This window comes from Spirosoma oryzicola, assembly GCF_021233055.1.
GTDB classification, from domain to species: domain Bacteria; phylum Bacteroidota; class Bacteroidia; order Cytophagales; family Spirosomataceae; genus Spirosoma; species Spirosoma oryzicola.
In genome coordinates this window covers 38,111-63,804 of sequence record NZ_CP089542.1, presented here as the reverse complement: position 1 = coordinate 63,804, position 25,694 = coordinate 38,111, and the positions used below count along the sequence as shown (strand labels likewise).

General features: G+C 51.6%; 16 protein-coding genes. All 16 read right to left on the bottom strand.

The features are described from left to right. Window positions 1–100 precede the first annotated feature (100 nt). Window positions 101–1,216, bottom strand: coding sequence for an endo-1,4-beta-xylanase (locus tag LQ777_RS27315; RefSeq protein WP_232563603.1), 1,116 nt, complete (start codon window positions 1,214–1,216; stop codon window positions 101–103). A 150-nt stretch (window positions 1,217–1,366) separates the two neighbouring features. After that, window positions 1,367–3,307, bottom strand: coding sequence for an alpha/beta hydrolase-fold protein (locus tag LQ777_RS27310; RefSeq protein ID WP_232563602.1), 1,941 nt, complete (start codon window positions 3,305–3,307; stop codon window positions 1,367–1,369). 183 nt (window positions 3,308–3,490) lie between these two features. Next, window positions 3,491–4,606, bottom strand: a complete 1,116-nt coding sequence (locus LQ777_RS27305) for an alpha/beta hydrolase-fold protein (protein WP_232563601.1) — start codon at window positions 4,604–4,606, stop codon at window positions 3,491–3,493. Window positions 4,607–4,840: 234 nt separating this feature from the next. After that, window positions 4,841–5,917, bottom strand: coding sequence for an esterase (locus LQ777_RS27300; protein ID WP_232563600.1), 1,077 nt, complete (start codon window positions 5,915–5,917; stop codon window positions 4,841–4,843). A gap of 154 nt (window positions 5,918–6,071) precedes the next feature. Then, a complete protein-coding gene (locus tag LQ777_RS27295) occupies window positions 6,072–7,241 on the bottom strand; it encodes an esterase (RefSeq protein ID WP_232563599.1) in 1,170 nt (389 codons plus the stop codon). Window positions 7,242–7,262: 21 nt separating this feature from the next. Next, window positions 7,263–8,831, bottom strand: coding sequence for a carboxylesterase/lipase family protein (locus LQ777_RS27290; protein ID WP_232563598.1), 1,569 nt, complete (start codon window positions 8,829–8,831; stop codon window positions 7,263–7,265). Window positions 8,832–8,855: 24 nt separating this feature from the next. After that, window positions 8,856–9,680 carry an alpha/beta hydrolase gene (locus tag LQ777_RS27285; RefSeq protein ID WP_232563597.1) on the bottom strand — a complete coding sequence of 275 codons (825 nt, stop codon included), beginning with the start codon at window positions 9,678–9,680 and terminating at the stop codon, window positions 8,856–8,858. Between the two features lie 250 nt (window positions 9,681–9,930). Further along, on the bottom strand, window positions 9,931–10,782 hold the full coding sequence (locus tag LQ777_RS27280) for a sialate O-acetylesterase (RefSeq protein WP_232563596.1): 852 nt from the start codon (window positions 10,780–10,782) through the stop codon (window positions 9,931–9,933). Between the two features lie 30 nt (window positions 10,783–10,812). Beyond that, complete coding sequence (locus tag LQ777_RS27275) at window positions 10,813–12,393, bottom strand: glycoside hydrolase family 43 protein (RefSeq protein WP_232563595.1); 1,581 nt, start codon at window positions 12,391–12,393, stop codon at window positions 10,813–10,815. 16 nt (window positions 12,394–12,409) lie between these two features. Further along, window positions 12,410–12,931, bottom strand: coding sequence for a VOC family protein (locus LQ777_RS27270; protein WP_232563594.1), 522 nt, complete (start codon window positions 12,929–12,931; stop codon window positions 12,410–12,412). Between the two features lie 163 nt (window positions 12,932–13,094). Further along, entirely contained in the window at window positions 13,095–15,317 is a 2,223-nt protein-coding gene (locus tag LQ777_RS27265; RefSeq protein ID WP_425276970.1) for a glycoside hydrolase family 127 protein, read from the bottom strand. Between the two features lie 191 nt (window positions 15,318–15,508). After that, on the bottom strand, window positions 15,509–15,802 hold the full coding sequence (locus LQ777_RS27260; RefSeq protein WP_232563592.1) for a GIY-YIG nuclease family protein: 294 nt from the start codon (window positions 15,800–15,802) through the stop codon (window positions 15,509–15,511). 161 nt (window positions 15,803–15,963) lie between these two features. Further along, on the bottom strand, window positions 15,964–17,646 hold the full coding sequence (locus LQ777_RS27255; RefSeq protein WP_232563591.1) for a glycoside hydrolase family 43 protein: 1,683 nt from the start codon (window positions 17,644–17,646) through the stop codon (window positions 15,964–15,966). Between the two features lie 112 nt (window positions 17,647–17,758). After that, window positions 17,759–20,248 carry a glycoside hydrolase family 95 protein gene (locus tag LQ777_RS27250; protein ID WP_232563635.1) on the bottom strand — a complete coding sequence of 830 codons (2,490 nt, stop codon included), beginning with the start codon at window positions 20,246–20,248 and terminating at the stop codon, window positions 17,759–17,761. A gap of 98 nt (window positions 20,249–20,346) precedes the next feature. Next, window positions 20,347–22,161 carry a RagB/SusD family nutrient uptake outer membrane protein gene (locus LQ777_RS27245; protein WP_232563590.1) on the bottom strand — a complete coding sequence of 605 codons (1,815 nt, stop codon included), beginning with the start codon at window positions 22,159–22,161 and terminating at the stop codon, window positions 20,347–20,349. Between the two features lie 14 nt (window positions 22,162–22,175). Further along, window positions 22,176–25,637: a TonB-dependent receptor gene (locus LQ777_RS27240; RefSeq protein WP_425276969.1), complete on the bottom strand. Its 3,462-nt coding sequence runs from the start codon at window positions 25,635–25,637 to the stop codon at window positions 22,176–22,178. Window positions 25,638–25,694 lie beyond the last annotated feature (57 nt).

The window sequence follows — 25,694 nt, the reverse complement described above, 5'->3', positions numbered from 1 at the left end:
TTTGTGGAACAAGCGAGCATTTTTGTCATGCTGACATAGGAAGCATCTTCGGTAGCATGTATTATCACAATTACCGAAGATGCTGCTTGTTGAGCTAAGCTTACTTTGCCAGCGCTACTACCTTATAAAAAGCTGGTTTGGGCTTGTCATTCCGATCAAACAGTAATGGATAGCTGGTTCGACCCCGGATTGGCCAGTTGTTCAGCCAGCTATCACCATCGTTTACACCCCAGAATGTTACGCGCGAAACGTTGTTTTTGTGTTTAAGAAACAACTTAAAAAGAGCTTCATAATCAGCGGCTAGTTGGTGCTGTACGCTATCGGGCAAGGCGTTGGGGTACGGGTTGGATGTGGCGTTGGCTGTCATGCGCTGGCCGACATCGGCTCCCTGAAAATTTCGGGGCAATACTTCGAGATCCAACTCCGTAAACATCACTTTCAAACCCAGAGCTGCGTACTGATTGATGCTTTCCTCAATGTCTTTCAGCGGTACTCGTCCGACGTGCCAGTGTCCCTGAATGCCTACGCCATCGATGCGTACACCGGCGTCTTTGATCTTCTTGATAATAGCGATACAACCGGCCCGTTTGGCGGGCTGCTCGTTGTTGTAGTCGTTATAATACAGTTCCGTTCCGGGCGAGGCCTCCTGAGCGAGCCGGAACGCATCGGTAATGTAGTTTTCGCCCAGATGTTGCAGAAACACCGACTTCCGCAGCGTCCCATCTTCATTGAGCGCTTCGTTGACGACATCCCACGAGAATACTTTACCGCGATAATGACCAGCTACCGTTTTGATGTGCTCTGTAAAGAACGTTCGAATTGAATCCTGACTGTGAATCCCGCGAACAAAAGCCGGTAACTGGCTATGCCAAATCAGGGTATGCCCATTTATTTTGATGTTGTGCTTCTTTCCGAAATCAATTAGTTTGTCCCCCATCTCAAAAGTGTAGGTATCCCATTTCGGGTGTAGGAGCGCCGACTTCATGACGTTTTCGGGGGTTGCCATGTTGAACTGTTGGGCAATAAATTCCGTCGTCTTCGGGTCCCGCTCTTCGATCTGGGCAACGTTTAGCGCCGTTCCGATACCGAAGTCTTTCCTGAACGTATCTTTCAGCGATGGAATTGCTGGCTCCAAACTCGTACCTGGCTCGGTTGTAAAGCTGGCTAGCGTAAACACAGCTGCGCCGAGCGTCAGGATGGTTTTTTGGGTTATCATGATGAATCGTTTTATCGGTTGAGTATGAGGCAGAGGATTCTTTCTTTGTCATCCTGACGATAGGAAGGATCTTCGGGTGATAACAACAATTACTAGCTACCGAAGATCCCTCCTACGTCGGGATGACAAAAATGAACAGGCGCGTCAGTCTTATTTGAACAGCAAAGGCGTGAACATATACAGGTCGTGTCGCCAGACCGGCCAGGTGTGCCCACCGGGATATTCGCTGTAGGTGTATTTGATGCCCATGTCGTCAAACTTCTTCATCATGATCTGGCAGTTCTGATGGGCAATGTCTTCCTTGCCGCCCTGCGAAATCCAGAAGTTTTTGAGGTTACTGTTGATCGTGCTGGCGTTGTCTTTCATGAAGGCGTATTGCGGATCCGACAGCTTGGGGTTATTGGCCCACCAGCCCGAACTGAACACGCCCAACGACGAAAACTGATTGGTGTTTTTGATACCAGCGTATAACGTCTGCAAGCCTCCCATCGACAAGCCCGCCAACGCCCGATTTTTAGCATCAGCCTGCACGCGGAAGTTACTTTCGACAAACGGAATCGCCCCTTGTTTCAACTCATTTTCGAACGCACGAAGGGCATTTTCATTGAATCCGGCTAGCCCACCCGTATTGCCCATGTTCCCATCCAGCATCACAATCAGCATAGGCTTCGCTTTTTTCTCGGCAATCAGGTTGTCCAATATCAGGTCCGTTTTGCCCTGCGTGGCCCAACCTCGCTGGTCTTCCCCGCCCCCGTGCAGGAGGTATAGCACCGGATATTTTTCCGACGGATTAGCATCGTAACCGGGTGGCGTGTAGACGTACATTTCCCGCCAGGTGTTCGAGGCTTTCGACAGATAACGCTTGATCCGAATATCGCCGTGCGGTACGTCTTTCATGGCGTAATAACCCCCTTCCCGATCCGGAATTTCGATGCCGCTGGCCATCCGACTCATGCCGTAAAACGTTTCGCTGGCCGGATCGGCTACTGCTACATCGTCGATCAAAAGAGAGTAGTAATGAATTCCCCGGCTGATTGAATCGGTCGTTGCGTTCCAGAAACCGGCAGTGTCTTTCACCATGTCATACTTCTTCCCCAGATCAATCTGCACTTTCTGGGCGTTGGGTGCTTTCACCCGAAACACAACCCGGTTGTCGGGCAGAATCTGCGGGTATTTGGCGTTCCGCACGTTCGTGGCGGCTGGCGTTCCTAGAATCGTATACTGGGTGAGTTTGGTCGTATCAACGGGTTTGAACAGAAACTGCGAGAACATGTACAGCCCGTTTTTCCAGACTTTGAAGTCGTGAACACCGGGTTCGACGTAGTAGACGTGCGGAACGTTTTTCTCGTACAGATAATCGTGCGTCCGTTTGCTGAACGTGATCAGTCCGTCGTTGTCGCCACACGAAATCCACAGCAGTTTCAGCTTCTTTTTAGCCTCTTCCGGGTTGGGAACCAGCTCTTCCGGTCGTTTGGTATTTGGGGCCGACGAAAATCCGCCCACCCACGCAAACTTGTCCAGATTGCCCAGTCCAAAATTCAGGGATTGCCCCCCGCCCATCGACAGCCCGGCAATGGCCCGGTGGTCGCGGTCTGTCAACGTCGCATACTTTTTCTCGACAAACGGAATAAGGTCGTTCAGCAAGTCTTTCTCAAACGTCGCGAATGCTTCCACTTTGTCTTTGTCGAAGATGTTGCCAATGGCACGGTCGTCTTTCATGGCCCGCCCGTTCGGCATCACCACGATCATCGGCTCTAATTTTTTGTCGGCGTACAGATTGTCCAGAATGATCTGCGGATTCCCGCCCCGGAGCCATTCTTTGTCATCGCCACCAATTCCGTGTAGAAGGTACAGCACCGGATATTTTTTCTTTTTGGAATAACCCGGTGGAGTATAAATCAGGGCTTTGCGGGTTGAGCCTACGGTTTTCGAAGCATACTGAACCGAGTCGAGTTTTCCGGCAGGGATCCCCGCGCGCACCTGGTCGAAGCCTTTCGGCATTTCTTTGTCACTCGGCTGAGCATAGATTGCCGTGCTCAGCACCACAGTCAGCGCAACACACGACCATTTCAGTAATATACTTTTCTTCATATTGTGGAAGTTTTTTTGACAGGATTTACAGGATTAACATGATTTTTTCTTCGTAAAACGTTTTATATCAATCATTTACTCTTTTGTATGTCAACTTTGACGCCGGAGAGTGGAAACACGCGACAAAAAAGTAGAGCAGTAAAAAAATCATGTCAATCCTGTAAATCCTGTCAGGAATAAAAGCTAGTTAAACAGCAGCGGAGCCAGTTCGTGCAGACTTCGGCGCCAGGTCAGAAACTCGTGAGCGGTTTTGTCGGAAACGTACGACACGGCGTTGTAGCCAGCGGCTTTCAGATCGGTAGCCGCTTTCTGGACACCGTCGGGCCGTTCTTTGCTGCCACAGCTAATGAAAACGAGCTTCGGTTTAGCTTTGTCTTTCAGGTCTTCGGGTGCATAGACACCACCGCTGAGCAGGCCATAATACCCGAACGTCTCCGGCTTGTTGAGTGTAATCATTTTGGTTTCCATGCCACCCATCGACAGCCCCGCCATCGCCCGGTTGTCGCGGTTGGTGAGCGTACGGAAGTTGACATCCACGTACGGAATCAGCTCATCGACCAAAACCGTCTGAAACGGATCGATTTTGAACTCCCGGATCTTGCCGAATTTCACCTCGTTAGTCATGCCGTAGGTCATCACGATAATAAACGGCTTCGTTTTCCCTTCGGCGATCAGGTTGTCCATGATCAGGTTCGCGTGGCCCTGGTTGCTCCAGGCGGTTTCGTCCTCGCCCCAGCCGTGTTGCAGATACAACACCGGATACTTTTTCGACTTGTCTTTCTCGTAACCCGGTGGCGTGTAGACGAAAGCCCGGCGCGATGTGTTGGTGCTTTTCGACGGAAACAGAATCTGCTGAACATTACCGTGCGGTACCGCTTTCAGCGCGTAAAAGTCCTGATCGTGTGCCGGAATCTCGATGCCACTCTCCCACCGAATGGAACCGTAATAATTCAGCGCACCGGGGTCGTTGAACTTCCCGCCGTCGATGGTTACGTTGTAATAATGAAATCCTTCGTCCATCGGGCCAGCCGTCGTCCCGGTCCAGAAACCGTCGTCGCCTTTAGTGAGGATCGTTCCCCCGCGTCCGCCCAGGCCCAAGCTTACACGCACGCTGTCGGCTTTGGGTGCCTTGATGCGGAAGCGGGCGTACCCCTGGGAGTTTACCTGCGGGTACTCCTGCCCCGGCTGGTTGAGCGTGGAGGGTTTGAAGTCCTCCGCTACCGTCTGGTTGGTCTGCGCAAAACTGGTTGCGCTGGTTAGAGCAGCTATCACTAGCGCGGCTACTGTTTTCTTTGTCATTTTGGTAAGGGTTTTGGTTTGATCAGTAAGGAATCGGTACATTGAATATCAAATGTTTATACTATCATAAATCGGTTTTTTTGTCATGGCACCGGCCACCCGGCCCGACGAAAGGAAGGATCTTCGCACGGCATACGAAATTCTCCTCACCCGAAGATCCCTCCTGCGTCGGGCCGGGTGGCCGGTGCCATGACAAAAAATCCTGATAAAAAGACGGCAACAGGAGCGTTCCATTTATTTGAAAAGCTGCGGTAAGGTCGTGGCTAAGTACAGCTTGCAGTTCATCCAGGTGTGGCCGCCGGGTACGATCTGGGCGTCGGGTTTGAGGCCTTTCTCCTTGAACATGGCGATGTTTTGCTTCACCGGCTCATACAAAAAATCCTCGGTCCCGACGCTGATAGTAAACAGTTTCAATTGTTTATTCATCTGGTCGGCGTTGGGCGACCAGTCGGTGAAGTTCTTTTTGAACTCGTCGGTAGCCGTGTAGGGCGCGTAGGAACACACGTAGGCGAAGGTGGAAGGATTGGTCAGGCCGATGTTCAGCGTCTGGCCACCGCCCACCGAGAAACCGGCCACCGCCCGGCTTTTGCTGTCTTTCACCACCGGGTAGTTGGCCTCCACGAACGGCACAATGTCCTTCACCATATCCTGGGTAAAATCAGCCATTGGGCTCGGACGCACGTTGCCGTAGGGCATCACAATCAGCATGGGTTTGGCTTTGCCCTGCGCGATTAAATTGTCCGCAATCAGGTTGGCACGACCTACTTTGGTCCAGGTTTCTTCCGTGTCGGAACCACCGTGAATCAGATAAAGCACAGGGTATTTGGTTTTACCATTCGGATTGAAACCGGGTGGCGTATAGATCAGTAGATTACGAGGCCGCCCCAGCGTCGAGGATTGGTAGGTCCGGTAACTGATTTTGCCGTGCGGTACGTTCTGAAGCGAATGAATCAGCGGCTGATCGCCGGGGACATCGACAATGCTCCGTTTGAAGCGTTCGTTGGCGAAAATATACGTGTTGTTGGGATCGGCCGTTTCCACGCTATCTACCCGAAAGCTATACGGATAAATATCTGGTTTAATGGGCGGTACCGTAACGCTCCAGATGCCCGACGTATCTTTCGTCAGCGCGACCGGGGCTTTCAGAAATTCGCCGTTCAGGGTCACCTTCTGGGCATTACGCGAGAAATATCGAAACGTGACGCTATGGTCGGGATGCACATCGGGCGAGCTGATAGCGGGCGGGCGCTGGGCTAAAACCGTACTGGCTGAAAAAAGCAACGTGTATAAGAGGTAGTTGATAGGTTTCATGGCAAGGGCTTAGTTTTTCGAATGACATATCTTGGCAATCCATTCGGTTAAGCTTTTTTTTTGTCATCCCGAGGAACGAGGGATCTTCTGTAGCTGGCAGATATTGTTTTCACCCGAAGATCCTTCGTTCCTCAGGATGACAAAAAAGTCATGGCTATTGAAAGAGTAAAGGGGTGGTTTCGGCAACGTACTTCTTGACATTCATCCAAGTGTGACCGCCGTCGGTGATCAAGCTTTTGTAGTTCACCTTCTTCGCTTTCAGGTAATCCATAAATTCAACGGTACCTTTGTACAGAAAATCGTCGCTGCCGACGCTCACCCACAGCAGTTTCAGTTGCTTGTTCGTGTTGTCGGGGTTACTGCCAATCTGCGGAAAGCTCCGATCCATTTCGGTGGGCGACAGATACGAACTGTAGCTGCATACCCATGCGAACTTGTCCATGTTGCCAAAGGCCGTACGTAGTGTCTGACCGCCCCCGCGCGAGAAGCCGCCAATGGCCCGATTGTCTCGGTTGCTCAGCGTGCGGTATGATTTCTCGACATACGGTATGACGTGACTCACCAGATCCGTCGCAAAATCGTTGGCCCGTTTTACGGCATCGGCCCCGTCGCGTACGGTTGGATCGGCGGGTTTGCTCCCTCCTTTCTGCTCGGCAACGCGGGCGGCAATATTTCCGTAGGGCATGACGATGATCATGGGTTTCGCTTTGCCTTCTGCAATCATATTATCTAGAATCAGGTTGGTTCTGCCCACTTTAAAGAAGGTTTCTTCCGTGTCGGTCGTGCCACTGATGAGGTAGAAAACCGGATACTTTTTGGTTGGATTCTGGTCGTAGCCCGGTGGCGTGTACACCACCAGCGAGCCGGTTGTGCCTTCCAGCGCCGGGTAATATTCGTAGTTGACCGACCCGTGTGGCACATTTCGCATAGCGTGAATCAGGGGCGTATCGCCCGGTACATCGACCAGACTGGCCTTAAACCGCTCGTTTGGAAAAAACGCGACGTTAGCGGGGTCCATGACCGTTACACCATCGACCTGAAAACTGTACGGATATATATCGGGCTTCACGGGCCCAACCGTAACGCTCCAGATGCCCTGATCGCCTTTGGTCATCGGCACGGGCGCCTTCTCAAACTGCGCACTCAGCCTCACCTCTTTGGCGGCAGGAGCGAGGTAGCGAAACGTAACGGTTTTATCGGCATTCACCTGGGGCGACACCACCAGCGGCCCGCGCGGTGGCTGGGCCAGCACGATACCAGACAGGCAAACCAGCCCCCACAAGAGGAGTCGGAAGCGGTTTAAGGAGAGGGTTTGCGTTAACATGGGTTTAGGATTACTACGTGATTACTTGGCCCAGGCTTCGCCTTCGGGGGTGCGTCGCCACTCGAAATACCGGTTCAGCACCTCCAGAGATGCGGCATCGGGAACCGGGCCGGTGTGCGGTGTCTGACTGAAATACAACACCGTGGGGCTAGCCTGGCTAAAAACCGGCCACTTTGGAACGCCCTTGCCATTGGGGTCGCCGTATTTGGCAAAATTGGTCCAGTAGGTACCCATCGCATTCGAAATCGCCAGATCGGTTTTGGTCGTTTGCGGATTCGACGGGTTGAGATGTTCGAATACGTACGAAACCTCCAGACCATGTCCTGAGCCGGACCCCGCTTTGGGTGAATCGGCGGGGTAGTCGGGATGCTGGTCGAAATAGTAGTAGAACACCTTCGCCTTGCTGGTTTTGGCCTGAAGTCTGGCCCAACTCCAGGTCTGCCAGCCAAAGGCCGCGTCGCGCATCAGATCCCGGGCGGTTTTCGGTACGTTGCTTTCCCCAACCGGATACGCTTTCAGCAGATCATCAGCAAATTTTCCGTACCGCTTTTTAGTACTCTCGATGTATTCCTGCGGGGTTTTTGGCGGGCTAAAGCTGGCTCCTTCGTCAGAATTATAGCCGACCAACACCGGTACGTGGTTATATTTTCCGGCTTCGTACAGCTTGGACTGATCGTCTGGAACGACGTAGCCATCGACAATGGGCCAGGCCGAGCCCACGCCCCAGCCGCCCGGCAGTTTATCGGCATCCATTTTGCGCAACTCCACCAGCGACGACGCGCCAGCTTTCTGGGCATAGGCTTCACCTTCCTTTTCGGCCTGACGAAGACTCTTCATGTTCTCGCCCGGATACGTCGTCGGTCGGGATGGGCCGAACGAACCTCCGCTCTGCGAAATCGCTCCGTGAAATAGCCCTTTCGCCAGCGGAGAAGCACAAAGCATACTAACGGCAATGCCCCCCGCCGACTCGCCGAAAATGGTTACTTTGCCCGGATCGCCCCCGAACGCGGCAATATTTTTCTGGACCCATTGAAGACCGGCGATCATGTCGAGCAGCCCGTAATTTCCGGAGACGTGCTGCGCAGTTTCGTTGCTTAATTCCGGGTGCGCCAGAAAGCCAAGCGGACCAACCCGGTAGGCAATGCTGACCAGCACAACGCCTTTCTTCGCTAGGTTCTCCCCGCTGTAGCTCGGTTCCGACGTAGCGCCGAAGCTGAACCCACCCCCGTAAATCCAGACCAGCACCGGCAGACGTTCACCAGCCGATTTCGCCGGACTCCACACATTCAGGTACAGGCAATCTTCACTTTTTCCCGATGGTGGATTACCCCCTTGTACGGGCGCAGAGGCAAATTTTTTCGTTTCGCGCACCCCCTCCCACCTGGCGACGGGCTGCGGAGCCTTCCAGCGTAATTCCCCGACGGGCGGGGCCGCAAACGGGATGCCCCGGAAAACGGTCAGGCCATCTTCAGACGTTCCCTGCACCAGACCACCTTCTACTTTTGCCGGGGTTGGTTGCGTATAAGCTGCGCTAAAAACGCAAAGCAGGGCGCCAACCGTGAACAAGCACCTGAAAAAGGGATGATTCATCGTCATTTGAATTTAGGCTGTGGGTTACTCGTTCATCCATTTATTCTGTTTCATCCAGGCAAACAGGGGCTCCATCCAACCGGGATGACGGAAAATAAACCCGTGATCACCTTTGGGATAGATATGCATTTCAACTGGCACCTTCAGATGTCTCAGTTTTTCGAAATAAACAATGCTGTTGTCAACATCGACCAGTTTGTCGTCGGCCGCGTGGGTCAGGTAGGTGGGTGGCGTATTGGCCCGAACCTGCAACTCGTTCGAAAATAGCTCGACGTCCTGCCGCGACGGATTTTTACCCAGCAAGTTGTCGTGCGAGCCCCCGTGCGTCAGGCTGTCCTGCATACTGATAACCGGATACACCAGAATTTGAAAATCAGGACGAAGACTGGTATTCTGGCCGTTTTCGATGTATGATTTTTCAAAATGCGTAGCTGCCGTAGATGCCAGATGCCCCCCCGCCGAAAATCCGATGACGCCAATCCTGGCTTTGTCGACATTCCATTTTTCGGCATTTTCGCGTACCACCTTTATGGCCTGCTGCGCATCCTGCAAGGGACCGATTTTCTTGTCGGGCATGATGGCATCGCTGGGCAGACGGTATTTTAGAATGAACGCGGTCACCCCTTTTTCGGCAAAAGCCTTGGCGATGCTTATACCCTCACCCTGATACACCACCACCCCATACCCTCCACCAGGAATGATAACGACCGCCGTACCCGTAGCCTTTTCTTTGGCGGGCAAATACACTTCCAGCGTGGGTTTCGAGACGTTTTTGTACATCCCCGACGTGTAGGTTTCCTGCACGCTTGTCGCCTTTTCGTTCGGAATAGCACCCGGATACAAAGGCATGATTTCCTGCGATTTTACGACTAGCGGACAAGCAATTAATAAGCTTAAAAAAGCAGTCCTGGCGTTTTTTAATGGTGCTTTAGATCGAAGTAGATTACTCATTTTCAGGAGATGCTATTTTACCTTTAAACGGCGATTTCTAACTTGTTTTCTGTCATCCCGACGGCAGGAGGGATCTTCGGATGTAGCCAATAAAATACCCATTTACAGAAGATCCCTCCTGCGTCGGGATGACAGAAAATGTTGGAATTCACTGGGCCATTTTATGGCCCAACAAATTCAGCATAGTTGCGGCATAGCGTTTTCCTAATTCCCGATAGCCAGCGGCATTGAAGTGCAAATTATCGGCAGAATCCGTACAGCCCGCCGACGAGATGACGTGCGCGTTTTTAATGGTTTGTGGGAGCGTGGCAATGATTTTGTTCATGCTGGCGCATTTCCCTTCCTGATCCGCGTTGACCGTTTCGCCCGCCAGCAGCGGCACTTTTTTGGGTTTCAGGTTCAGGTCGTGCATCAGGTTGTCATAAACGACTTTCACCTTTTGCGTCCACAGCGTATCGCCTGTATTCGACTCGCCCTGGTGCAGCAGAATACCTTTGATCACGCCATCTTTCTGCGCCAGTTTCGCCATCTCGACCAGTCGGCCGTAGGGGTTACCGTCGTACTCCTTGATCATGTTCTTCATCCACCCCGGCACATCGACCGTGTAAGCCTCGTAATGATCCTTGTCGAACAGCTCGATTTTGCAGCCACCTACCGCGACGTTGATGACACCCACCCGGACTTTTTCGGGAAGGTTCGCCACCAATTCGCGGCCAAAATAATCGGCGGGTGTGAGACCGGTTCGGCAGCGGCAAAGTGGCGGAACAGCCGTATACCAATTCCCTTTCGTCCGGTTGAGCGCGGGGCAATCGACGGCTTCCATTACCTGAAACCGTGGGTTCACATTGACCGTATCCTGCGGTTCAATTTTGGCGTTCCCCTCCATGTTGGACTGCCCGAAACAGAGGAAAATGTAAAAGTTTTTGTCCTGGGCTGATCCGGTCAGGCTCAGCAACAGGAAGGTCAGGAGTAGCGTAGCGGTTGTGAAAATCTTTCCCATAAGGCGCAGAAAGCAGGGTTTGGGGTAGCGTTAGTTTTGTGCGGTCCGTGAAATCGTGTTGCTGATGCGGAAGTAATCGAAGTCGGCGTAGCCACCGGCTTGCTGGGTGGCGTAGGTAAAGAGTCCAAACCGGTAGCCCATAAAATGCGGCAGCGTGTAAGGCATCTTCAGCGGTTCACCGATGCGGGTCCAGGTTTTGTTATCGAGGCTGTAGTAGAACAGAGCGGTATCTTTCCGGTCCTTGAAATCGCATTCGGCCTTGAGATACACCGTTTTCTGACTAAGCGGCACACGCTGAACCTCCACCGGCTTCCCCGAACTGGCGCTCACCATCACAATAGCGTTTTCTCCATTTTCCCGCTTTACGCCCATTAGTCCGTAGTTTTTCTGCAACAGGCTTAGTCCGGCAAAGTCCCCGTCTTTCAGGCTCGTTACGTCGAGGGCGGTCGCTCCGGTCGATTCGGGGCCGATGGTTCGTTGGGTGAGGGTATTGCGAGCCTGCACAAACGACGTATCGATCCGTCCCGTTTTGAGTCGCAGATACCCTTTCCGGTCGTTGACGGACCAAAGTTTGTTGTCGGGGTTATGGTTCCACTGCCAGACCAGCGGGAGCGCGGCCTCCCCTTTTTTGCGGGTAAACTCGTCGGAATCCACAATACCTGGAATCAGGCTTTTATTGGCGGGCAGATCAAGCGTTTCTAGTACTTTCCCGTTCACACCCAGCACCGGCCAGCCGTCTTCCCACGTAACCGGAACTAGGTACGGAATCCGTCCTACGCCCCCAAAATCCCGGAACAGGTACGAGTACCATTTGCCATCGGGTGTATCGATCAGTCCTCCCTGCGCCACGCCCAGATCCTGAAGCGCCACCCGCCCTTCCCAGGGTCCCGCCAGGTTAACGGCCCGGTGAATGACCACCGTTCGCATACCGCCTTTGGGCCAGGTGATATTGAAAAGGTAGTACTTGCCGTTCACCTTGAACAGTTGCGAACCCTCAGCGGGCAGACCACCCTGCGTGCCCGATGGCGTACTGGCATTCTCAATCAGGACCCGTTCGGTACCCGGCTTTACGGCGGAAGCGTCGGCGGTAAGTTCCAGTATATGGAGCTTACCCGCGCCGTAGATCAGGTAGACCCGGCCGTCATCATCGAAAAACAGGCTGTGGTCGTGGTACGACGGCTTGAAAGACACCTCTTTCCAGGGGCCTTTTTCAATGTCTTTTGTCGTGTATATATAAGTCTTCCCCGTGGTTTGGGCAAACGTCGTAACGTAATACGTTCCGTTATGGTACCGTAGACTGCTGGCCCACGAACCTCGTCCGTAGGTACTCTTGCCGTTGGTCAGGTTCAGCTCGTCCATATCTGCCAACGTATTATACGCGTAGCCAATCAGCTTCCAGTTGACCAAGTCCGTTGATTTCATAATCGGCAGTCCTGGACTCATGTGCATGGTCGTACTACTCATGTAATACGTATTCCCTACCCGGATCATCGACAAATCGGGTACGTCAGCATGAATGATAGGATTGTGGGCGGACTGGGCGATTACTGAAAATTGGATCAGCATCAAAAGAAGTGACAGCAAACCAGACCGAAGTAGAATAGCTTTCATATAGTTGTTTATTCGATCACTCCAACGGTCCAATCAGCTCAATGAATGTTCCGTCGGGGTCCTGCACAAATACGAAGTGCGATTTGGCATTCAGGGGCGTTGGCGTACTACCCAGAAATGGCACGTTCATTTGTTTGAGCCGGTCGATAATGGGTTTCAGGGCTTTCACCTGAAGGGTAATGTACTGCATCCCTGTATCGTCCTGAATGTATTTTGGTTTCGGATGAGAAGGTTTGCTACCAAAGCTCATCAGCTTCCAGTCTGTAGCGTCGGGGCTGTTTTCCAGCTTTAGCATCGTGACATTCACCGGTACGCCATTCGTCAGGCCGGAGCGCTTGCCGAAGTCTTCATTGATTGTAAAGCTGCCTGTTTTGACCATGCCGATGCCGTTCACGTAAAAGTCCAGCGAGCGGTCGAGGTCGGCAACGACTACACCTATTCCAATGACCTTGCTACTGAAGTTTGATTGCGCCTGCGCCACCTCGCCGATGAACAGAATGAACAATCCCAGGAGCCATTTTACAGTTGATTTTTTCATACATTTTTAAATTTTTCTTCGACAGGATTTACAGAATTAACAGAATGTATTTTTTCGTCCGATACATCCTGTTAATCCTGTCGTAAAACAGCACTCCACCACTAACTGTGTCAATTTGACACTTTTTAGTTTAGCATCAAGTTTTGCTTATAATCAACGTTCTTTAATTCTGATTAATCAGCCTTATCTGCGAAAACCGTGGAGTTGGTTTCCCGTCATTAGCGATAATTTTTAGCGTCATTACTGCGTCATCGACCGCTTTTAGCCGAATAGTTTTCCCGTCAGCAGCAATTGGTTCAGCGGGCTTATCATTTATTAGAAAGCTGACATCTGTTGTACGTATAGGGTCTAAAGCACTGATGTCAAGAAATTTACCGGTCTTGTCCTTATTTTGCAATTCATATGACATTGCCGAACGAGTACGACGCCAGAAACGCTCATCATCGTAGCCCGAGTCTGTTTTCTCACCTTTGAATGCGTGATCGACTTCGGGTTGCTGCTCCCCACAGTTGATCTTGTCGACCGTTTTCGCGTCAAGCGCCAGAGCCGTAGCTTCCAGTTCCTTCATCCGCGCTTTCTGCTCATCGTAGGCCGCCTGCGTAAAGGTCTGAAAATACATCTGGTAGCGGGCGTCGTGGATGGCGTAGAACGGTTGCAGTGTCAGCGAATCCAGTTGGAACGTCAACCTATCGACCGGTTTGATTCGGGACCGATACGTATCGGGATTACCGATCAGTGCGTACGCCTTGTCGAGCGGGTAAAGCGGGCCGTGCGTTTCGTGACCCATACGGCTATCGTCGGCAAACAGTCCATCCAGATCCTTAGTCGATGTCTTGGCGGCTAAAACAATCGGACCATGCACAAAAGCAGCCCAGTTGGAGCCATCGGGCAGGTATTCCAATTGCGTGGACGTTGTGAACCGAACGGTCAGTTTATCACCCGTTTTCCACTTTCGGTTAACCGTTACGTAGCCGGAGGGTTTACTGTCCATTTTCTGCGCTTCTCCGTTGACCAGAACCGTAAAATTTTCCGCCCATTTCGGCTGCCGGATGTTTAGTCCAAAGGTCTGGGGCCTAGCCAGTTTCAGCGTCATGTCAGACTGGTTCTGGTTCGGGAACTCCGTTTTCTGCACCAGCTGGATTTTCTTATCCGGCCAATTCAGCGTAGACGAGATAAACAGATTGACGAACAGATCATTGGCCGAATGGCTGTAAATCAGTTCACCGTATTTGGTGTGATTTTCTAGCCCCGACCCCACGCAGCACCACATGCTGGTTTCCGGCTGCGAATACACCCGGTAGTGATTCGGGCGGATGGGTGTGAAGTACACAAAACCACCTTTCTCCGGGTGCTGCGTCGATAGGATGTGGTTGTAGAGCGTCCGTTCGTAAAAGTCCAGATAACCAGGATCATTCTTATCCAAAAACAGGGCTTTGCTTAGCCGCAGCATGTTAAACGAATTGCAGGTTTCGGGGCCCTGATTCGATTTCAGCATGGAAATGAAATCGTTCGTTGGGTTGAAATGCTCCCGCACGCTGTTGCCCCCGAATGCTACGCTCCGCTTCTGCGCCACGGTTTGCCAGAAAAACTCAGCAGCATCCGACCAATCGGTTTTACCGGTGAGGCTGGCAATTTTTTCATACCCGATAACTTTCGGAATCTGCGTGTTGGCATGAAGTCCGGTCAGTTTATCCTGCTTATCAATCAGCGGATTCAGCAGTGCCCGGTGCGATAGTCGTTGAGCCGTTTCGAGGTATTTTTTATCTTTGGTCAGGATGTACAGGTCAGCGAAGGTCTCGTTAATACCGCCATGTTCGGTCCGGAGTACCTGTTGAATCTGCTCGTCGGAAAGGGGTTTGATGAGGTCGATGAACCAGTCGCCCAAGCCGATCAGCACCTGTTTCGCCTGCGCATTTCCCGCGTATTCATAGGCATCGCGCAGCCCCGCGAACAGCTTGTGGATGTTGTAAAGCGGTACCCACGTATTGTTCAGTCCGAAGCTACTGCCATCGATGTCGCCTTTGTGAACCCGCTCCCAGAATACTTTCCCCTGCGGAATGCCGCCTACATAGCCGTTTCCGTTTTTGGTCTGACAGCGTGCCAGTTCGGAAATCATGTAATCGAGCCGTTTCTTCACCTCGGCATTGCCCGTCGAAGCATGCATCATGGCCAGCGCCGATAGGTAATGCCCGGCGATGTGGCCATCCAGACCGGAGCTTTCCCAGTTACCGTAGCGGCTGGCTTTGAGCGGCAATCCGGCATCGATCAGGTAAGGCGCCAGCAGTTTATCGGGATTAAGCGCCAGCATATACGTCAGGTCAACGTCCTGCGCTTGTTTAAACGCGCCCCCCGTCAGCTTCACGTCTTGCATCGGAAACGACTGCATCTGCGCGGAGGCTATGCCGCCGAACAGACTCAGGAGAGCAACAAATACTACGTTCTTCTTCAAGGTAAATAATTCGTTTTTATCACCAATTTAACCAACGCCTTGTTGACTATCCGTATTATTTTGTCATCCTGACGACAGGAAGGATGACAAAATAAGCGCTATGATAAAAAGCCGGCTCGTTATCATGACTAAATTTCATCCAGGAACCGCCAATCGGGATTCATTGAATTGATTAATTCTTCTTTCTTCTCCCTCCGCCAACCTTTGATTTCCTTTTCACGCGAAATCGCATTGTGGATGTATCGATGATGCTCCCAATAAACCAGACGATGGCAATAATATCTGCCTGCGAACTTCTTTGGTTGCCCGCGCGATTCATAATGCTCCTGTAACCGTCGGACCAAATCATTTGTCATACCCGTATACAGTACCGTTTTTTCGGTATTGGTAACGATGTAAACATAGAAACTGTATCTAATCATAAGCGCTACGTTCTTAGGGTTTATCGTCCTGACGATCGTACCGCTATTGGGTAACGGGCCTGTTTGTCATCCCGAGGAACGAGGGATCTTCGCGCGAGAAGTTTTCCTGGACCGCGCGAAGATCCCTCGTTCCTCGGGATGACAAAAAATAGTAAAGTCAACTATTGCTTCAGCATCGAATCGTTGCCCTGATACTTCAGGTGTTGGAAGGAAGCCGCGTTGGTCGTTGGTTCACCCGACGACGTAGCATACATCCCGTACACACAGCCAATGAAACCACCAGACACTTTCGTGCTCAGAAACTTGCCATCCACTTTGTCTTTTAGCAGCGTCCAGTTTTTGGCATCGGTTGAGGTGTAAAAGCTATATGTATCGCCTTGTGACGTAATACGAAAACCGACTTTACCGGCCTTTGCATCCAGTGGTGCCTCCGTCAACAGTTCCATCGTTTTTTCGCGGGGAACGCTCTTGTATAGTTGCAGCACATCTTTCCCCTGCGACTGCGATTTACACAGAAAATAGAAGTGGCCTTCGTCCTGTAAAACGATGAGTCCGGCCTTTTCCTTGTCTGATTTCGGGTTGAACGTCAGCTCGGTTTCGGCGATGCTGTTGAGGTGCTGCTGGCGCTTCCCGATAAAAGCCGGGTTGCCCATCTCCATCACTGTTTCGGGTTTCAGTTTCAGCGTCAACCCATCTTTTTTCGAGAGAGAATACGCGTTTTTGTCGTGGGTGCGCATGAACAGAAGCGCCGGGTCCAGTCCTTTGTCAAAAGTCAGCGTGTAGGCGAAATTGCCCGACTGCGGCAGGGCGCCCTTTTGCTTGACTTCCTTGTAATCAACCGGATAGCTGTAGGCAATGGCTTTTTCGCCATGCTCGATCATCGGCCAGTCGTTTTGCCAGGTTACGGGCGCAATGAACGTCTCGCGACCCGTGTTGTAATAATCGCCCTCGTAGGGTCTGACGGCCAGGAAAATACAGTACATCTTGCCATCCGGCCCGTTCACAAACTGCGCGTGGCCCGCCGACGTAATGGGATCTTTGCGATCCGCCGGTAATCCCCGCTGCGTCAGGATTGGATTCCCTTCGAACGGCACGTAAGGCCCCCAAACGTCTTTACTCCGTAAAATCACTTCAGAGTGGTTGACCGACGTACCGCCTTCGGCCGCGTAGAGGTAGTACCAGCCGTTGCGTTTCATGATGTGTGGTCCTTCAATCCAGACGGGCTTCTTCGACAGATCCACGCCCCCATTAACCAGCTGTTTTTCTTCGCCGATCACCGTTAGTTTAACTGGGTCGAACTCATACATCCGGATCGTGCGATGGCCTGAATACAGGGGTTTCCGGTCCGGTGCGTCGCTGTTGTAAATGATGTAGGCTTTGCCCGTGCTTTCATCAAAATAGATGGACGGGTCGATGCCTTTCACCTGCGGAATCTTCACGGGGTTACTCCACGGCCCGGCGGGATTTTTAGCCGTAACAACAAAGTTACCATCGTGGTCGATGTCGGTACAGGTGACGTAGAACGTGCCCTTATTGTAGCTGATACCCGGCGCAAACAGACCTCGGGTCAGACGCTCACCCATAAAGTCCATCTGTTCGGGACGGTCGATCACATTGCCGATCTGCTTCCAGTTTTTCAGGTCTTTACTGTGCATGATTGGCAGACCGGGGAAATACGAAAACGTCGAGTTAACCAGGTAGTAATCCATTCCAACCTTCACGATGCTGGGATCCGGATAAAAACCTGTCAGGATGGGGTTGACCAGCGTAGTCTGGGCGGACGTATCAGGTGCTGATCCAATTAGCGATGCAATTAAGGCACTAGCGAGGAAGTATTTTTTCATGCGTTTTTTGTGTTTTTCTCGACAGGATTTACAGGATTGACATGATTTTTTATCCGATATATCCGCCCGGCGGCCCGGCTGTTAATCTTGTAAATCCTGTCAAAAAAAGTGGTTACCGGCTTACCAACGTGTACACTTTTCCCGCTTGCGTAGGCATATCGTAAAGCAAGGTTTCTTTAAGAGCCAACGCTGGCTTACTAGCCTGGGGTGATACAATCGGAGTAGGCGTATCTTCGACGTAATAGAATGGGTTAGAGTTTTGCCCGGATGCAGTTGTTAATGATTCCCCAAGGCTGCTTTTCAGGGCATTGGGCACCCGCAATCGTAGGTTACCGCCAATAGTGGATTTAACAGATAATTTCGTCAGCTTGCCCGCTTTCCACTGCATATCAACGACTTCGAAACCACCGCGTGCCCGCAAACCGCTGATACTTCCCTGCTGCCACACATCGGGCAACGCGGGTAATAGGTGTAGACTCCCGTCGGCACTTTGCAGCAGCATTTCCGTAATACCTGACGTACAACCAAAGTTGCCATCAATCTGAAACGGCGGGTGCGCATCGAACAGATTATTATATGTCCCTCCCCCATCCTTGTTGACACCCAATGGAGTCAGCTGGTTTTTGATAAGCGTAAAGGCATGATTACCATCCTGTAATCGCGCCCACCAGTTTACTTTCCAGCCCATGCTCCAACCCGTTGATACATCGCCCCGATGAACAAGCGATGTGTTGGCGGCAGCGTATAATTCTGGTGTCCGATAGGGTGAAATCTGATTAGAGGGAAACAACCCATACAGGTGCGAGATGTGGCGGTGTTTGTCATTAGGATCGTCAATATCTTCGAGCCATTCCTGCAATTGACCGTACTGACCGACGTGCATAGGCGGAAGTTTACTCCGCATTTGTCTTAATGTATCAACGAAAGAAGCGTCTTTCTTTAAGATTTCGGCGGCTCGAATGGCGGTACTAAATACGTCGAAGGCAATTTGATTGTCCATCGTTGTGCCCGCATCGAGTGACGAGCCACCGTGGGCACTCGGCGCATTTTCGGGCGAAGTACCTGGATTGACCACCAGCCAGTGATATTTTGGATGTTCGACAAGATAGTCTACGTAAAACAAGGCCGCTCCCTTCAGGACAGGGTACACCGAGGTCAAGTAAGCCTTGTCGCCATTGTAAAGGTAATGCTCCCACAGGTGCTGACTAGTCCAGCCGCCACCGGCAATCCACATTCCCCAGAGCGCACCGTCAACAGGGCCAGTGATTCGCCAGATGTCGGTGTTGTGGTGGGCCATCCAACCCCTGGCCCCGTACATGACTTTTGCCGTTTCCTGCCCTGTTTCCGACAGTTCCTGAACCATGCGCAGAAACGGTTCATGGAGTTCGGCCAGATTGGTCCGTTCAGCGGGCCAGTAATTCATTTGGGCGTTGATGTTGATGGTGTATTTGCTGTCCCAGGGCGGGCGCATTTTGTTGTTCCATATACCCTGTAAGTTGGCTGGCTGCCCCGCTACGCCATCGCGACCCGGCTGAGAAGATGAAATCAGCAGATAACGACTGTACTGGTAATAAAGCGTTACCAGTTGTGGATCATCGACCGACCGGAAATTGCTCAGCCGTTCATCGGTAGGTAGTTTGGCCGCATCAGCCGAACGTGGTTCCGTGGTTCCCAAATCGAACCGAACCCGGTTAAAATAGTGCTGATACGCGGAAACGTGGGACGATACAATCGAAGCGAATGACTTGGGATAAGCTTTATCCAGGAAAGCAGCCACCCGTGCGTTTTCATTGCCGCTGAGGTCTTTATAGGAAGTAAAATTAGTGGCAATAGCTAAGTAGATGGTAGCCGCATTGGCACCGCTCACGGTCAGCGACGAATCACTAGCCGCAAGCGTCCCCCCTTCGGTTTTAACCCGGGCAATACTTTTGAACCTCACCATGCCTTTTACGCCTTCATGATCGGACGTAGTACCGGCAAGGGTGAGGTCCTTAGCGGAGGTAACCGCAATTTCTGATGACTTCTGTTGGGTGGAAAAAGAAGCAGAAAACGACAGCTTGCCAGGCTTACTGGCCGTTAATCTTACTACTAATACGTTATCAGGAAACGAGGTCAGGACTTCCCGTGTGTAGGTTACGTCTCCAACCGCGTACGTTGTTTTGGCAATAGCCCGTTCGATGTTCAGTTCGCGGTAATAGTCCATTACCTTATCATGCCCATCGAAGGTAAGATTGAGATTCCCGACAGGCTGAAACATTTGCCCGTGGGATTTTTTTGTGATAATGAGCTTATTGGCTAATTGCTCCGCTTCTTTCTGCTTTCCCTCAAAAATCAACTGCCGAACCTGGGGCAAAGCGGCCAGCGCGTCGGGGTTATCGTTCCGGTTCGGGCTGCCCGACCAAACGGTCTGTTCGTTCAGTTGAATAGTTTCTCGGGCTACATTCCCGTACACCATCGCTCCGAGTCGGCCATTACCGATGGGCAAGGCATTTTCCCAGGTTTGACCGGCGGGTTTGTTATACCAAAGTTTCAGCGTTGGTTTCGTTTGAGAATAACCAGCCGTTTGGATAATCAGCAAGAAAAAGCAAAGAAACAGTTTCATCATCGTACCTAAGCACTTTTAAACACTTTCTTTGAAGCCAAAGAGGTATAAGAATATACTTGCTCTTATACCTCTTTGTACGCGTTCGCTTCTAACGATTAATAACCCGGATTCTGCGGAAATGAAGGTCCCTCGACAACGCGGTCGATCTGCGTTTGGGGGATAGGCCGGAGCATGTGAAAATCCTGAACATAAGGAGCTGCTTCCGGATTCCACGCTTTCACGCGACGAACCAGCGAACGGGTACGAACCAGATCATGCCACCGTTGCCACTCGCCAAACAGTTCGCGAGTACGCTCATCCAGGATAAAATCGACGGTTACATCGTTTGCCGTGATGGTCATGGCCGTTGCTGCGGCTGCATTCTGAGCCGCCGTAGCCGTTTTTCGGTAAGCAGCCCGTTGTCTGACCGTATTTAGCAGGGAAGCTGCTTTGGTCGGGTCACCAGCTTTCAGGTAAGCCTCAGCACCCGTCAGGTACACATCGGCAAAGCGATACAGCACACAGGGGCGGGTCGAGGGATCGTTGAAGTTTGCCCCCCGGCTAGGATCCATGAACTTCTTCAACGCGGGGAAAATCCCGTTATCCCATAAGCTAGGCGGCACTACGATTCCTTTGAAGGGTCTTGTACCAACAAATTGGGGCGCACCTTCCACTTCGTAATCGGGTAACCAAATAGCCGTATCCGCTCCCACTACGGTTGTGTAGCTGATCCCGCGTTTGTTGTTGGCTGCCGTAGCCGTATTCGTGACAGCCGTATTTGAAATATAAACCGTATAGAACGAATTAATAAACCGCGAATCGACATCCCGTTTGGTAAATGCCTGATCCAGGAAGTAGTTTTTGCCCGCATTGGCACCTGATGGCCATTTGTAGCTGTTTGGCCGCATACGGGTGTAAGGACGTCCGTACTGCGAATCCCGGAGCATCAGCGAAGTACCACTGTTTACGTAAGCACCCGCAGCACTTTTAAAGGAATTGATACCGCTGTTATTTGGGTAGTTCCAGTTCGTAAACCAGGGCGATAGGTTCTGGGCCGCACCGCCACCGGCTGCTGCACCCACGGTATAGTAACCAAATTTTGGATCGAGTACGTGATCGCTGACAAACATGGTTTCTTTTCCGTAATCGTTAGCCGGCACAAATGCATCACCGTAATCCTGCCATAGATCGAGGCCGTACGTTGATTTGTTAGCAATAATGTCGGCGCAGAGGCTAGCCGCCTGCGTAAAATCCGAAGCGGTGTTGTTTAGCCAGCCACGAGTCAGATACGCCTTAGCCAGCAGTAGCTGCGCGACGGGCTTGGTAGCAGCTTTTCCGAGGAACGGGGCCGTCGGTGTGTTGGGCAGATCGGCAGCCGCTTCGGTCAGGTCCTTAATTATCAGCTCATACACCTGAGCGGCTGATTGGCGGGAAGCAGCCTGCGAAGGCGTTGTGATGAACTCCGTACTCAGTGGTACGTCGCCCCAGGTTTGTACGAGATAAAAATACCAGAACCCCCGCAAAAACTTAGCTTGGGCCAGGTATTGTTTCCGGGTCGCTTCGGGCAAATCAATCGTCTGACCGTATTTGAGTACCCCATTGAGCGTATTGATATCCTGGAACGCAACGCCCCAGGCCGATCCGAAGTTGCTGCTGTTTAGGCCATTGTACGTGTAAGGTGGTACTCCTCCGCTGCTGGCTCCCTGCAAAAACTCGTCGGTGCCCGCCTGCATCTCTACGGTAAACCCTTCGGTTCCCCACTGGCCCCGGATGTCGTTGTAGACACCGGCTATCCCACCCAATACGCCGGATGGACTGTTGAAGTAAGACGGAACAATTTGGGATTGAGGATTCTCCTGTAATATTTTTTCGCAACCCGTGCTCAGTATAGCCGTAAGGCCAAGCACGACGCCAACTTTTATTGCTTTCATGATAGCTGTCAAGGTTAGAATTTAAGATTTACCCCAAGCGTGAATTGCCGTACCGGCGGGTTGTTGAGGTTTACGGCGATCTGACGTTCTGGTGTTCCACGATCGCTGGCTCCCTGCGGGTTCAGCGTCGACTGACCACTCGCATAGCTGTTTCCTTCCGGATCGATGGCAAGCTTCTGGCTAACCAGTGGAGAGTACAGGATCAGTGGGTTCGTTGCATTGAAATAAACGCGGGCCGAATTCATCCCAATTTTCCGAATTAACGTACTGCTAAAGGTATAGCCCAGGTTTATGCTTCTGACTTTGATAAACGAACCGTCGTAGTAGCCTAACGTGGAACCAAACCAGGCTACTGCGGCACCAGCATCGGGGGCTGGGAATGCATTGGTTGGGTTTGTTTCCGTCCAGTAATCGGTTTTCACCTGATTCACCCGGCCCTGGTTGTAGAAGGCGAAACCGCCCGAACCTGTCGAGTTACCCGTCAGGTAAGGCACGATTACTTTCATCCCCATGCGGGCAAAGGTTACAATCGACAGATCGAAGTTTTTGAAGCTGAACCGATTGGTTAAACCTCCCTCCCAATTGGGCTGGAAATTACCGAGAATCTGGCGATCAGAAGCATCGATTTTACCATCGCCGTTAAGATCCTCTACTCTGATCTGGCCGGGAAACTGAGTTGGTGACGTTTGTTTGGCCAGCGTTCCGTTTTCCTTGTCTGATGTCTGCCAGATACCTATTTTTTTGTAATCGTAGATGACCGAAAGCGGTTGTCCAACAAACCAGCCTGCACCGAGATTCGCCTGTTCGGCTGGTGTCGTGAGCTGCGTAATTTTTTCGCGGTTAAAGAAATACGTCAGGTCCGCACTCCAGTTGAAGCCTTTCGGGTTCCGGAAAATATCGAACGTCAGCGCTGTCTCCAGCCCTTTGCCTTCCGTCCGGCCCAGGTTTTTCAACGTCGAACCAGCGCCATTGCTTGGTGGCAGCGGTACGGACAAAAGGATGTCTTTCGTCTGTTGGTGATACCAGTCGACCGAACCCGTAATCCGGTTATCCAGGAAACCGAAGTCAATCCCTAAATCAACCTGTGAGGTCGACTGCCAGCCAAGACCCGTTGCCGGTAAGCTTGTAACCGTGTACGCCAGTTGCTGTCCGGCGGTTCCGGTACCGAAGTTGTAATAACCCGCCGATAGCGCGCCCAATGTCGCGTATGCTCCTACGTTCCGGTTACCCGATAAACCCCAGCTACCCCGCAATTTCAGGTTTGAGATAGCCGGTACACTTTTCATGAAGTTCTCCTCGATTACATTCCAGCCTGCGCCGATAGCGGGGTAATTAAAGTATTGGTTACCGGGCGACAATGTAGACGATCCATCACGTCTTAACGTCAGGGTCAACAGGTAGCGGTCGTTGTAGCTGTAGTTCACGCGGCCCATGTACGAAAGCAAACCAAGCTCCGAGAACGTATTACCAAAGTCTGAATTGGCGACTGGTGTGCCGGAAGCCAGCGAGAAGTTAGACGTTTTAATGTAATCAGCTGGAACCCCCGTAATCGTAAATCGGCTACCCAGTGTATGGTTTTTGGTGATTTCGTACAGCCCGGTAACGCCGAATTTATGCTTGCCAATCGTCTTGTCGTAATACAGCAAGTGCTGGAGGTTGATGTCCCAGTATTCGGTGTTGTTGATCTCGGCCGTAGACGACGACTGAACTGTCGCGTTATTGAAATAAGTTAGCGGTCCACCGTAGCCATTGTAGTTCGACTGGCTGAAATTCAACCCGGCGTTCATCCGGTACCGCAATCCCGGCAGGATGTTTACTTCCGCGTACAGGCTATTGAAGGTCCGCAGTGAACGAGTACGACCCAGGTACGAATCTTTTTTGGTGATAATCGTCAACGGGCTAATTGAAGCCGCATCGATAGAGCCTTCCGCAGGGAACAAGTTTACCGTACCGTCAGCATTATAAGGCGCTGCCAAGGGCGTTATCCGAACCAGACCACCCGGAATACCACTACCACCCGGTGTGTTCGTATAAGTTAGGGTATTCAGCGTGTTCAAGCCAACCTTGATTCGCTTACCGATACGTTGGTCGATTGTCGCCCGAATGGTGTAGCGTTCAAACTTCTGACTTGGAATGATACCTGTCTCGTTGAAATAGCCCAGGCCCAACGAATACTGCGTATTTTCAACGCCACCCGCCAGACTCAGCTGGTGATTGGTATTAAACCCCGGTTTGTAGAGCAGATCCTGCCAGTCGGTAGAGATACCAGCCGCCAGCGCGTCCTTTTCTTTTTGCGTCAGTGGATAAGCCGTTGTACCGGGGCTGGTGCGGTTGTATTTAGCCGCATCATCTTTAAACTGAGCGTACTCCGGACCGTTCATCACGTTGAATTTGCCCATTGCGGTAGTTACTCCGTGATAGCCATCATAACTAAATACTGGCTTACCGATTTTACCCCGCTTAGTTGTAATCAGGATAACCCCGCCCGATCCGCGCGATCCGTAAATAGCGGTAGCCGACGCATCCTTCAGGATTTCCAGACTCGCAATATCATCCGGGTTGATGTCGTTCAGACCACCGTACGGAATCCCGTCAACAACCACCAACGGACCATCCAGGCCATCGCTACCCTGCTGGTTGGTCGTCAGCGTGCGGTTACCCCGAATCCGAATCTGTCCCTGCGAACCAGGCGTAGAACTATTACTGACGATGGTTACCCCCGCTGCCCGACCTTTCAGCTGGTTGACCAGGTTAGGCGCTGGTACTTCTTTCAGGGTTGTTTCGTTGACCGAAACGACCGAACCTGTAACATCGCGCTTGCGCTGCGTGCCGTAGCCGACAACCACTACTTCATTGAGTGTTTTGTCATCATTTACCAGCGTAACATTAACCGTCGATTGCGAACCAACAGTTACTTCCTGAGTAGCGTAGCCAATGAAAGAGAAAACCAGTACAGCGTTCCGATCAGGGACACTAATCCGGTACGCACCGTTTCCGTCGGTTGTCGTTCCGCGCTGGGTCGACTTTATCTGAATATTGACGCCGGGTAAACCTTCGCCATTTTCTCCGATGACCCGGCCCGCTACCTGGATATCTTGGGCTTGGTCTGAGTTTATCATACCCGAGGTCTTATCCTGCTGCGTGTTCGCAGGCATCGACTCTCTTTTTATCACAATCTGTTGACCAACCACTTCATAGCTTAAACTGAGGGGCGTCAGGATATGATCCAACACCAGCGATAGCTGCTCATTTTTTGCCTGGTAGTTGATTTTTCGCTTCGATTGAATGATTTCCCGGCTAAACAAGAATTGCACTTTCGCCTGTCTTTCAATTCGTCTGATCGTTACTTCGATATCCTCATTTTGAGCAGATAGACTGACCCGCCGGCTTAGAAATTCCTGGGCCTTGGCATCAAGAGCAAGGCTTATGTTGGCCAGGGAAAGTGCAAGTAAGAGTTGCAGGCTCGAAATTTTCATAATCCTGATCCAAACATTGCGACTGATGAAACGGTAATGCATACATTTATGCGTTTT

Excerpts from the sequence above, each read along its gene's own strand:
- LQ777_RS27245 (WP_232563590.1), bottom strand. The coding sequence starts at position 22,161 with ATGAAAGCAATAAAAGTTGGCGTCGTGCTTGGCCTTACGGCTATACTG.
- LQ777_RS27280 (WP_232563596.1), bottom strand. The coding sequence starts at position 10,782 with ATGGGAAAGATTTTCACAACCGCTACGCTACTCCTGACCTTCCTGTTG.
- LQ777_RS27290 (WP_232563598.1), bottom strand. The coding sequence starts at position 8,831 with ATGAATCATCCCTTTTTCAGGTGCTTGTTCACGGTTGGCGCCCTGCTT.
- LQ777_RS27275 (WP_232563595.1), bottom strand. The coding sequence starts at position 12,393 with ATGAAAGCTATTCTACTTCGGTCTGGTTTGCTGTCACTTCTTTTGATG.
- LQ777_RS27305 (WP_232563601.1), bottom strand. The coding sequence starts at position 4,606 with ATGACAAAGAAAACAGTAGCCGCGCTAGTGATAGCTGCTCTAACCAGC.
- LQ777_RS27295 (WP_232563599.1), bottom strand. The coding sequence starts at position 7,241 with ATGTTAACGCAAACCCTCTCCTTAAACCGCTTCCGACTCCTCTTGTGG.
- LQ777_RS27315 (WP_232563603.1), bottom strand. The coding sequence starts at position 1,216 with ATGATAACCCAAAAAACCATCCTGACGCTCGGCGCAGCTGTGTTTACG.
- LQ777_RS27270 (WP_232563594.1), bottom strand. The coding sequence starts at position 12,931 with ATGAAAAAATCAACTGTAAAATGGCTCCTGGGATTGTTCATTCTGTTC.
- LQ777_RS27255 (WP_232563591.1), bottom strand. The coding sequence starts at position 17,646 with ATGAAAAAATACTTCCTCGCTAGTGCCTTAATTGCATCGCTAATTGGA.
- LQ777_RS27250 (WP_232563635.1), bottom strand. The coding sequence starts at position 20,248 with ATGAAACTGTTTCTTTGCTTTTTCTTGCTGATTATCCAAACGGCTGGT.
- LQ777_RS27300 (WP_232563600.1), bottom strand. The coding sequence starts at position 5,917 with ATGAAACCTATCAACTACCTCTTATACACGTTGCTTTTTTCAGCCAGT.
- LQ777_RS27260 (WP_232563592.1), bottom strand. The coding sequence starts at position 15,802 with ATGATTAGATACAGTTTCTATGTTTACATCGTTACCAATACCGAAAAA.
- LQ777_RS27285 (WP_232563597.1), bottom strand. The coding sequence starts at position 9,680 with ATGCCTTTGTATCCGGGTGCTATTCCGAACGAAAAGGCGACAAGCGTG.
- LQ777_RS27240 (WP_425276969.1), bottom strand. The coding sequence starts at position 25,637 with ATGAAAATTTCGAGCCTGCAACTCTTACTTGCACTTTCCCTGGCCAAC.
- LQ777_RS27265 (WP_425276970.1), bottom strand. The coding sequence starts at position 15,317 with ATGCAGTCGTTTCCGATGCAAGACGTGAAGCTGACGGGGGGCGCGTTT.
- LQ777_RS27310 (WP_232563602.1), bottom strand. The coding sequence starts at position 3,307 with ATGAAGAAAAGTATATTACTGAAATGGTCGTGTGTTGCGCTGACTGTG.